General features: G+C 74.0%; 8 protein-coding genes. 6 read left to right on the forward strand and 2 right to left on the reverse strand.

What is annotated here, in order from left to right:
- The first annotated feature begins 68 nt into the window (after positions 1-68).
- The 3 genes from thiE (at position 69) to ACTT8P_RS37385 (ending at position 2,789) form a co-directional block, all read left to right on the forward strand.
- The gene (thiE, locus tag ACTT8P_RS37375) at positions 69-779 is read left to right on the forward strand and encodes a thiamine phosphate synthase (RefSeq protein ID WP_442836250.1); all 711 of its coding nucleotides are present in this window, start codon (positions 69-71) and stop codon (positions 777-779) included.
- A gap of 61 nt (positions 780-840) precedes the next feature.
- Positions 841-1,764 (forward strand): methylenetetrahydrofolate reductase [NAD(P)H], encoded by a 924-nt coding sequence (metF, locus tag ACTT8P_RS37380; protein ID WP_361173097.1) that lies wholly within the window; start codon positions 841-843, stop codon positions 1,762-1,764.
- 56 nt (positions 1,765-1,820) lie between these two features.
- Positions 1,821-2,789 carry an SCO2102 family sporulation regulator gene (locus tag ACTT8P_RS37385; protein ID WP_442836251.1) on the forward strand — a complete coding sequence of 323 codons (969 nt, stop codon included), beginning with the start codon at positions 1,821-1,823 and terminating at the stop codon, positions 2,787-2,789.
- Positions 2,790-2,896: 107 nt separating this feature from the next.
- On the opposite strand, the gene ACTT8P_RS37390 is transcribed toward ACTT8P_RS37385, so the two are convergent.
- Positions 2,897-4,402, reverse strand: a complete 1,506-nt coding sequence (locus ACTT8P_RS37390; RefSeq protein ID WP_442836252.1) for a phytoene desaturase family protein — start codon at positions 4,400-4,402, stop codon at positions 2,897-2,899.
- 478 nt (positions 4,403-4,880) lie between these two features.
- A complete protein-coding gene (locus tag ACTT8P_RS37395) occupies positions 4,881-5,510 on the reverse strand; it encodes a TetR/AcrR family transcriptional regulator (protein WP_442836253.1) in 630 nt (209 codons plus the stop codon).
- Between the two features lie 121 nt (positions 5,511-5,631).
- Here ACTT8P_RS37395 and ACTT8P_RS37400 point away from each other — a divergent pair, with 121 nt between their 5' ends.
- From ACTT8P_RS37400 to ACTT8P_RS37410, 3 genes are all read left to right on the forward strand, one after another.
- On the forward strand, positions 5,632-6,255 hold the full coding sequence (locus tag ACTT8P_RS37400; RefSeq protein ID WP_442836254.1) for an SAV_6107 family HEPN domain-containing protein: 624 nt from the start codon (positions 5,632-5,634) through the stop codon (positions 6,253-6,255).
- A gap of 250 nt (positions 6,256-6,505) precedes the next feature.
- Positions 6,506-7,297 carry a methyltransferase gene (locus tag ACTT8P_RS37405; protein ID WP_442836255.1) on the forward strand — a complete coding sequence of 264 codons (792 nt, stop codon included), beginning with the start codon at positions 6,506-6,508 and terminating at the stop codon, positions 7,295-7,297.
- Between the two features lie 276 nt (positions 7,298-7,573).
- Positions 7,574-7,972, forward strand: coding sequence for a spore wall synthesis complex protein (locus ACTT8P_RS37410; RefSeq protein WP_442836256.1), 399 nt, complete (start codon positions 7,574-7,576; stop codon positions 7,970-7,972).
- Positions 7,973-8,035: the final 63 nt, after the last annotated feature.

The raw sequence follows: 8,035 nt of genomic DNA on the forward strand, positions 1-8,035 counted from the left end.
GGCCGGAACACCGGCCCGCACCCGGGACCCGCTCCGCAGCAACCACCGACACGGGGGACACACCACGCATGACCGCCACGGCCACCGCCACCGATCCGGCGCCCACCCGGGCCCGCCTGGCCACCGCCCGCCTCTACCTCTGCACGGACGCCCGCAAGCGCCAGGGCGACCTCCCGCAGTTCCTGGACGCGGTACTGGCCGGCGGCGTCGACATCGTGCAGCTGCGCGACAAGGGCATGGAGGCGGCGGAAGAGCTGGAGCACCTCGCCGTGTTCGCCGAAGCCTGCGCCCGGCACGGCAAGCTCCTCGCGGTCAACGACCGCGCCGACGTCGCCCACGCCGCCCACGCCGACGTCCTGCACCTCGGACAGGGCGACCTGCCCGTCCCCGCCGCCCGCGCCGTCCTCGGCGCCGACGTTCTCATCGGCCGCTCCACCCACGCCGAGTCCGAGGCCGGCGCCGCCGCCACCCAGGACGGCGTGGACTACTTCTGCACCGGCCCCTGCTGGCCCACCCCCACCAAGCCCGGCCGCCACGCCCCCGGCCTCGACCTGGTCCGGCACACCGCCGCCCTGCGCACCGACCGCCCCTGGTTCGCCATCGGCGGCATCGACCTGGACAACCTGGACCAGGTCCTCGACGCGGGCGCCCGCCGGGCCGTCGTGGTCCGCGCGCTCACCGAGGCCGACGACCCTGGCGCGGCGGCGGCCGAGTTCGCCGAGCGGCTCAGAAGTGCCGGGGAGGTACCGGAGATGTCCAAGGGATGGACAAGTAGCTGACAATACGGACAATTCCCCGACTCCGGTTGGGTGACCGACGCCCCCTGGTTAACCTGCCGGTATGGCCCTCGGAACGGCATCCACCAGGACTGATCACGCGCGCACCGTTCGCGACATGCTCGCGACCGGAAAGACGACGTATTCGTTCGAGTTCTGGGCGCCCAAGACGGAGAAGGGCGAGCGCAACCTCTGGAACGCGCTGCGCAGGGTCGAGGCGGTGGCCCCCAGCTTCGTCTCCGTGACCTACGGCGCGGGCGGCTCCACCCGGGCCGGCACCGTACGGGCCACCGAGCGGATCGCCTCCGACACCACGCTCACCCCCGTCGCCCACCTCACCGCGGTCAACCACTCCGTCGCGGAACTGCGCAACATCATCGGGCAGTACGCCGACGCCGGCATCCGCAACATCCTCGCCGTCCGCGGCGACCCGCCCGGCGACCCGATGGGCGACTGGGTGCCGCACCCCCAGGGCCTGACCTACGCCGCCGAACTCGTCGAACTCATCAAGGAGTCGGGCGACTTCTGCGTGGGCGTGGCCGCCTTCCCGGAGATGCACCCGCGCTCCGCCGACCAGGACGAGGACGTCCGGCGCTTCGTCGACAAGTGCCGGGCCGGCGCCGACTACGCCATCACGCAAATGTTCTTCGACCCCGAGGCGTACCTGAGGTTGCGTGACCAGGTCGTCGCGGCGGGCTGCGAGACCCCCGTCATCCCCGAGGTCATGCCGGTGACCAGCGTGAAGATGCTGGAAAGGCTGCCGCAGCTCAGCAACGCCGCGTTCCCCGATGATCTGAAAGAGCGGATCCTCACAGCAAAGGACGATCCGACCGCTGTACGCTCCATTGGCATCGAGTTCGCCACGGAGTTCTGCGCGCGGCTACTGGCCGAAGGTGTGCCCGGTCTGCACTTCATCACGCTCAACAACTCCACGGCGACGCTGGAAATCTACGAGAACCTGGGCCCGCACCGCTCACCGCGGGCCTAGACCGGCCGCACAAACTTACGACACACTGCGTAGCGGTCACTGGGAGAGGGGCGTACATGGGCTGGGCGGTCCTCTACATCGCGTTCGGAATCGTCGCGCTGTGGCTGCTCGGTGAGGTGCTGCTGCAGTACAAGGCGCGCCTGCGCTGGCGGCTGCTGGCCTTCGCCGGGTTCCTCGGTGTCGTGATCGGCGTGCTGATCCCGTCGGTCCTCGTCATCGCGCTCGGCGCGATCGCCTTCGCGGTCGGCCAGACCTACGTCACCCTGTCGTTCCGCCGCGGCTTCGCGGAGGGCTGGGCGGTGCAGGCCCCGGCGGGCCTCGTCGGCAGCAAGCGCCGCCGCCCCGAACCGGACCCGCCGGAACCGGCGTTGGAGGTCTCGGACCTGGAAACGGCCGGACCGGGCCCCGGCGACGAGCACGCCCCCGCCGGCCAGGACGGCACCGGGTACGGCTACGAGCGGGACGACCAGGACGACGTGTTCGCCTCCGGGCGCCTCGCCGACACCCCGGCCGAAGGCACCGCCGTCTACCAGCCGCTGCCGATGCCCGACGACACCGGCACGTACGGCACCTACGACACCGCCGGCTACGGCCAGGAGCAGCAGGCCCCGGCCGCGCAGACCGCCGACGCCTCCTACCCCTACGACTACTCCGGCTACGGCCAGCAGTCCTACGGCTACGACACCACCGGCCAGCAGCAGTACGCCGCCTACTCCGACCCGTACATCGGCACCCACACCTACGGCGGGACCGGGTACGACACCGGCTACGACACCACCGGGCAGCAGCAGGCGTACCCCCCGCAGGAGTACGGGCAGCAGCAGGACCCGTACGGCACCGGCGGTTACGGCGGCGAGACACCGGCCGGCGGGGTGTGGGTCCCGCAGCAGCGCAGCACCGACGACCCCTACGGCGGCGACCTCCCGCCGGAGCAGCCCTACCCCTACCAGAGTGACGGACAGCAGGGACAGCACGGGCAGCCGCAGGGCGGACCCGGCTACGACGAGCAGCAGTACCGGTACTGATCCGGTATTGCCCCGGCACTGACCAGTCCACGCCCTGACGGGACGTCAGCAACACCCCGGCGGCCCACCGCACCACGAGTCGGCCACGCCGCACCACGAGCCCCACGTCACTGCGAGCCGCGGAACTCCGGGCCCTCCACGATCAGTCCGGCGACCAGCGCGCCCGACATCCCGGCGTGCGGCAGCCCGCCGCCCGGATGCGACCAGCCGCCCACGGTGAACAGACCGCCGATCCGGGTGGTGTTCGCCGGATGCAGCAGCCGTCCGTCCGCCGCGGCCAGCGCCGGCGCCGGCACCGCCCCGCCCTCGGCGCCGGTCGCCGCCGCGACGTCCCGCGCCGTACGCACCTCGTGCCGCAGCAGCCGGTCGCGCAGCCCGGGTATCGCGCGCTCGGCGACGGTCATCAACTGCTCCGCCCACCGGTCGTGACCGGCCCCGTCCCCCGCCGGGACCACCGCCGTGAGGACCGCCGCCTCGTGACCGGCGTCCGGGACCAGCTTCCCGTCGTCCGGCCGCAGCACCGTCACTGTCACCGTCGGCGGCGCGCTCGGGCCGGCCGCGCCGCCGTCGAACAGGGCCGCCAACTCGGCGTCCCGGTCCGGCGCGTGCACCACCGTGCGGTGCGCGACCCCCTCGGGCCGGCCGCCGCGCAGCGCCAGCAGCACCGTCAGCCGGCTCGCTCCGCCGCGCCGCGCCGGGACCGCACCGGCGCCGCGGGTCTCCGCGCCCCCGGTGAGACGCTCCAGCACCCCGGGCGCGACACCGGCGACCACGAAGTCCGCGGCGGCCACCGTGCCGTCCGCCAGCTCCACGCCCGCCGCCCGGCCGTCCTTCTCGGTCACCGCCGTGACCTCGGCGTCGAAACGGAACTCCACCCGGCGGGCCAGGCACCGCTCGTACACCGCCCGCGCCAGCTCGCGCAGACCACCGCGGACGTACCAGAGACCGAAGGCGTGCTCCATGTACGGCAGCACGGCGGCGCTCGCCGGAGCCGTACGCGGATCCAGGCCGTGGGCCAGGGCGTGGCTCTCCAGCAGCGCGGTCAGCCGGGCGTCGCGCAGCTCCCAGGCGCCGACCTCGGCGAGCGTGCCGGCCCGGCGGGTGCGCAGCAGCCGCTTGTGGGGGACCGCCGGATAGGGCTCGCGCTCGCCCAGCACCTGCCAGTCGGTCCACAGCGGCTCCTCCAGGAGTGGCCGGCGGGTCCGGTCCCAGGCCTCCCGGGCCCGCACCAGGAAGTCGCCCCAGCGCTGCCCGGCACCCGCGCCGAGCCCCTCGTCCAGCGCGCCGACGACGCCCGCGCGCGAGGCGTTGGGCAGCACCGCCTCGGTGCCGTCCGCGAACAGGTGCCGGGACGCCGGATCGACCTGGGTCAGTTCGACCAGGTCCTCCAGCGGCTCCTTGCCGGTCTTGACGAAGAGGTCCCGCCAGACCGCGGGCAGCGGCAGCAGACCGGGACCGGTGTCGAAGGAGAAACCGTCCCGCTCGAAACGGCCCACCGCCCCGCCGTACGTCCCCGTGCGCTCGTACACCGTCACCCGGTGGCCCGCGACGGCCAGCCGGGCCGCCGCCGCCAGCGCGCCCATCCCGGCGCCGATCACCGCAATCCGTGCCATGCCAGGGACTTTATCCGCCACCGCTGACAATCCCGCCGCAGACCCCTGTGACCTGCGATCTTCCGGTGGAGACCGGGGTGGGGGAGTACGGCGGCGGACGCGGGGCGCACCAGACGCCGCCGCGGCGGCCTGGGCAGCGGCACACAGGGCTGAGTACCCGTACCTAGGCGGACAGTTGAGTACCCGCACGGATGGGCGCCGACCTGCGGAAACGAGAGAGTGATGAACACGGAGAGGGGCACGGCCGAGGCACCGGCGACACGGGGCGCCGGAGCGGCGGCCGGGCCCGCGATCCGCTCCTTCCGCCGGCCGCAGCCGGCGGGAGCGAGGCACGGGGGAACCCGGCGGACGGCCGACGGGGGAACGTACGGCGGTCCGACGGGGGAACGTACGGGGGAGCAACAGGGAGCGCCGGTCCGGCGACGGCCCGCGGGGGACGCGGCCACCACGGACCGGCGCTCTCCCGTGCGTCCGCCGCTCAGCCGCGCCCGCCGGGGCCGGCCGGCAGCAGCCGGGACAGCGCCGCGTGCACCTCGTCCAGCGACCGCTCCCGCTGGAAGGACTGCCAGTCCAGCGCGGCCACCAGGACCATGCCGACCAGCGCGGCGGCGGTCAGCGGAACATCGACCTCCGCGTCGATCTCGCCCTCGGTCACCCCCGCGCGCAGCACGTCCTCCACGACGGCGACCACTTCCTGCCGCACCACCAGCAGGGTCGACTGCCAGGCCCGGTTGGTGCGCCACAGCTCGGCCACGTACAGCTGGGTGAAAGCCGGGTAGCGGTCGATGAAGACCAGGCCCGCGCGGATCATCGCGTCGAGCGCGGCGACCCTGCCGCCGGCGCCCCGCGCGGCCTGTTCGGCGGCCTCCCGCAGGGACGCGGTGAGCAGACCCACGCCGTGCCGCAGCAGCTCCTCGAAAAGGACGGCCTTGCTGGCGAAGTTGTAGTAGACGGTGCCCTTGGCGACCCCGGCCCGCTCGGCGATCTCGTCCACGGTGGTGGCGGAGAACCCCTGCTCCGCGATGAGAGTGACGGCCGCCTCGTAGAGCTTCTGCCGGGTGGCCTCGCGGCGGCCGCTGCCGGGCGGGGTGGCGCTGCTGCTTTCCATGGCCCCGATTCTCGCCGCACATCCGAGGTAAAAGTCCAGGTCGGAACGGATTGTCAGTGCCATACCGCACGATGGGCACATACGGCACCCGTGCCGTCACACAGACGACAGGAGGTTCGTCATGGCCAACTCCTCCGCGGCCGCCGCCCGCCGGCGCCGCGCATCCGGCCCTGCCCCCTCACTGACCGGCCCGGCGAGCGACGTGCATCCCGTGCTGCGCCGGGCCACGGCCCCGCCCGCCGCCCTCGACCTGCTCGCCCAGGCCCGCGCCGGACTGGACGAGGCCGACGTCCTGGAAACCCCCAACGAGCGGTACGCGCGCGCCCACCTCGCCGCCCTGCGCACCGCGGCCGCCGTGCTGGCCGCCCGGGGCCGCCCGGAGCCCACGCCCCGGGCCCGGGCCCGGATCCGCAGCGCCTGGGAGGTGCTGCCCGAGATCGCGCCCGAGCTGACCGAGTGGAGCGCGCTGTTCGCCTCGGGGGCCCGGCGCCGGGCCCGGGCCGAGGCGGGCATCAAGGGCGCGGCCAGCAGCCGGGACGCCGACGACCTCATACGTGACGTGGCGATGTTCCTGCGCCTGGTGGAGCGGATGCTCGTGCTCCAGCCGGTCCTGCCGCAGCCCCGCGCGGACAGCGACCGGCCGGGCAGCGGCGAGCCGCCCGGCCCTGGTGATCCCCGGGACGGCGACGGCCCGGGACACAGCCCGGGACATGGCCCGGGACACGGACTGCCGGACGCGGGCTGACCTCCTGGTTCCGCGATGTCCCGCCGTGGTTCCGCTCCGGTTCCACCTCTGCTCCGTCCCGGTTCCGCCCCTGCTCGTGCCCCGGTTCTGTCGCTGGTGGCACGTGGCAGCACCGGAGTGACCGGGCACGGCGGGCGAGGCAATAGGGTGGGAGACGCCTGAAGTCTCCCCCCTTCCGCACCGGGCCGAGGGGAGGCAGCCCGTTCGCTCCGCCGCGCCAAGGCGGTGCCGCGCCGAGGAGTCAACTGCCGTGTCGGACCCGTCGCGCCCCCGCGCCTCCCTCCGTACCGCCGTGGTCTGGGAGGTCCTCCAGGATGCCCTGGACCGCCGCGTCAAGGCCACGGGGCGGCCGGCGCTGGACGTCCTCGACACCGGCGGCGGCAGCGGCAACTTCGCCGTGCCGCTGGCCCGCCTCGGCCACCACGTCACCGTCGTCGACCCCAGCCCCAACGCCCTCTTCGCCCTGGAGCGCCGGGCCGCCGAGGCGGGCGTCGGCGACCGGGTCCGGGGCGTGCAGGGCGACGCCCACGGCCTCTTCGACGTGGTCGAGCGCGGCGGCTACGACGCCGTGCTGTGCCACGGCGTCCTGGAGTACGTCGACGACCCGGCCGAGGGCGTCCGCAACACGGTGGCCGCCCTGCGGCCCGAGGGCGTCCTCAGCCTGCTCGCCGCCGGGCTGGGCGGCGCGGTGCTCGCCCGCGCCCTCGCCGGACACTTCACGGAGGCCCGGCAGGCGCTCGGTGACCCGGACGGCCGCTGGGGCGACGGCGACCCGGTGCCGCGCCGCTTCACCGCCGGGCAGCTCACCGCACTGGTCGAGGGCGCGGGCCTGACGATCGGGGCCGTCCACGGGGTGCGGGTCTTCGCCGACCTCGTCCCCGGCGTCCTGGTGGACACCGAGCCCGGCGCCCTGGACGCGCTGCTGAAGCTGGAGGCCGCCGCGGCCGAACTGCCGGCCTTCCACTCGGTCGCCACCCAGCTTCACGTGCTCGGCGAGAGGCTCGGTGCGAGCCGAGGGGACGACGGGGCCCGAGAGGTCTGAGCCACCTGGCGGGATATGGCCCTGATCAGCTACTTGCGTGCACATGGAGTACGCCACAGGCCCCCCGAACACAGGCCCGGCGCCGTATGATCGAGGGAGACCGTCCGGCATGACGGACCGGCCGCTGGGGAATGGAAATCTAGCGGGCCGGGACGTCCATGACGGAAACCGGTTGGCCAATTGGCGTAGAGGGGCGGGTTTCACGGGGGCGATTCCCTGCCTATCCTGAAGGGACCCCCCGGGTCGCCCCGGCGACTGCACGATGAGGAGGACGCCGTGCCGCTCTCGGAGCACGAGCAGCGCATGCTCGAGCAGATGGAGCGAGCGCTGTACGCCGAAGATCCCAAGTTCGCGACAGCGCTCGAGGGAAGCGGGCTGCGTACGTACACCCGGCGACGGGTCTACCAGGCGGTCGCGGGCTTTCTCGTAGGTATCGCACTCCTCATGGCCGGAATGGTCGCCCAGCAGGTCTGGCTCAGCGTGGTGGGCTTCCTGGTCATGCTGGGCTGCGCCGTCCTCGCCGTGACCGGCTGGCGCAAGGCCCCCAAGCCGGGCGAGCAGCCCGCCGCCGGAGCCGCGCCGCAGGCACGCCGCCAGGCGCGTCAGAAACGCTCGATGATGGACCGCATCGAGGAGCGCTGGCAGCGCCGCCGCGACGAGCAGGGCGGGCACTGACCCCGGCCGCACGGCCGGCATGAATGACACGACGTGAATGTGGGTGAGGGGGGCCCCCCCCCC

This window comes from Streptomyces sp. JW3 (genome assembly GCF_052216785.1).
Classification (GTDB): Bacteria; Actinomycetota; Actinomycetes; order Streptomycetales; family Streptomycetaceae; genus Streptomyces.

Excerpts from the sequence above, each read along its gene's own strand:
- ACTT8P_RS37395 (WP_442836253.1), bottom strand. The coding sequence starts at position 5,510 with ATGGAAAGCAGCAGCGCCACCCCGCCCGGCAGCGGCCGCCGCGAGGCC.
- metF (WP_361173097.1), top strand. The coding sequence starts at position 841 with ATGGCCCTCGGAACGGCATCCACCAGGACTGATCACGCGCGCACCGTT.
- ACTT8P_RS37390 (WP_442836252.1), bottom strand. The coding sequence starts at position 4,402 with ATGGCACGGATTGCGGTGATCGGCGCCGGGATGGGCGCGCTGGCGGCG.
- ACTT8P_RS37385 (WP_442836251.1), top strand. The coding sequence starts at position 1,821 with ATGGGCTGGGCGGTCCTCTACATCGCGTTCGGAATCGTCGCGCTGTGG.
- ACTT8P_RS37400 (WP_442836254.1), top strand. The coding sequence starts at position 5,632 with ATGGCCAACTCCTCCGCGGCCGCCGCCCGCCGGCGCCGCGCATCCGGC.
- thiE (WP_442836250.1), top strand. The coding sequence starts at position 69 with ATGACCGCCACGGCCACCGCCACCGATCCGGCGCCCACCCGGGCCCGC.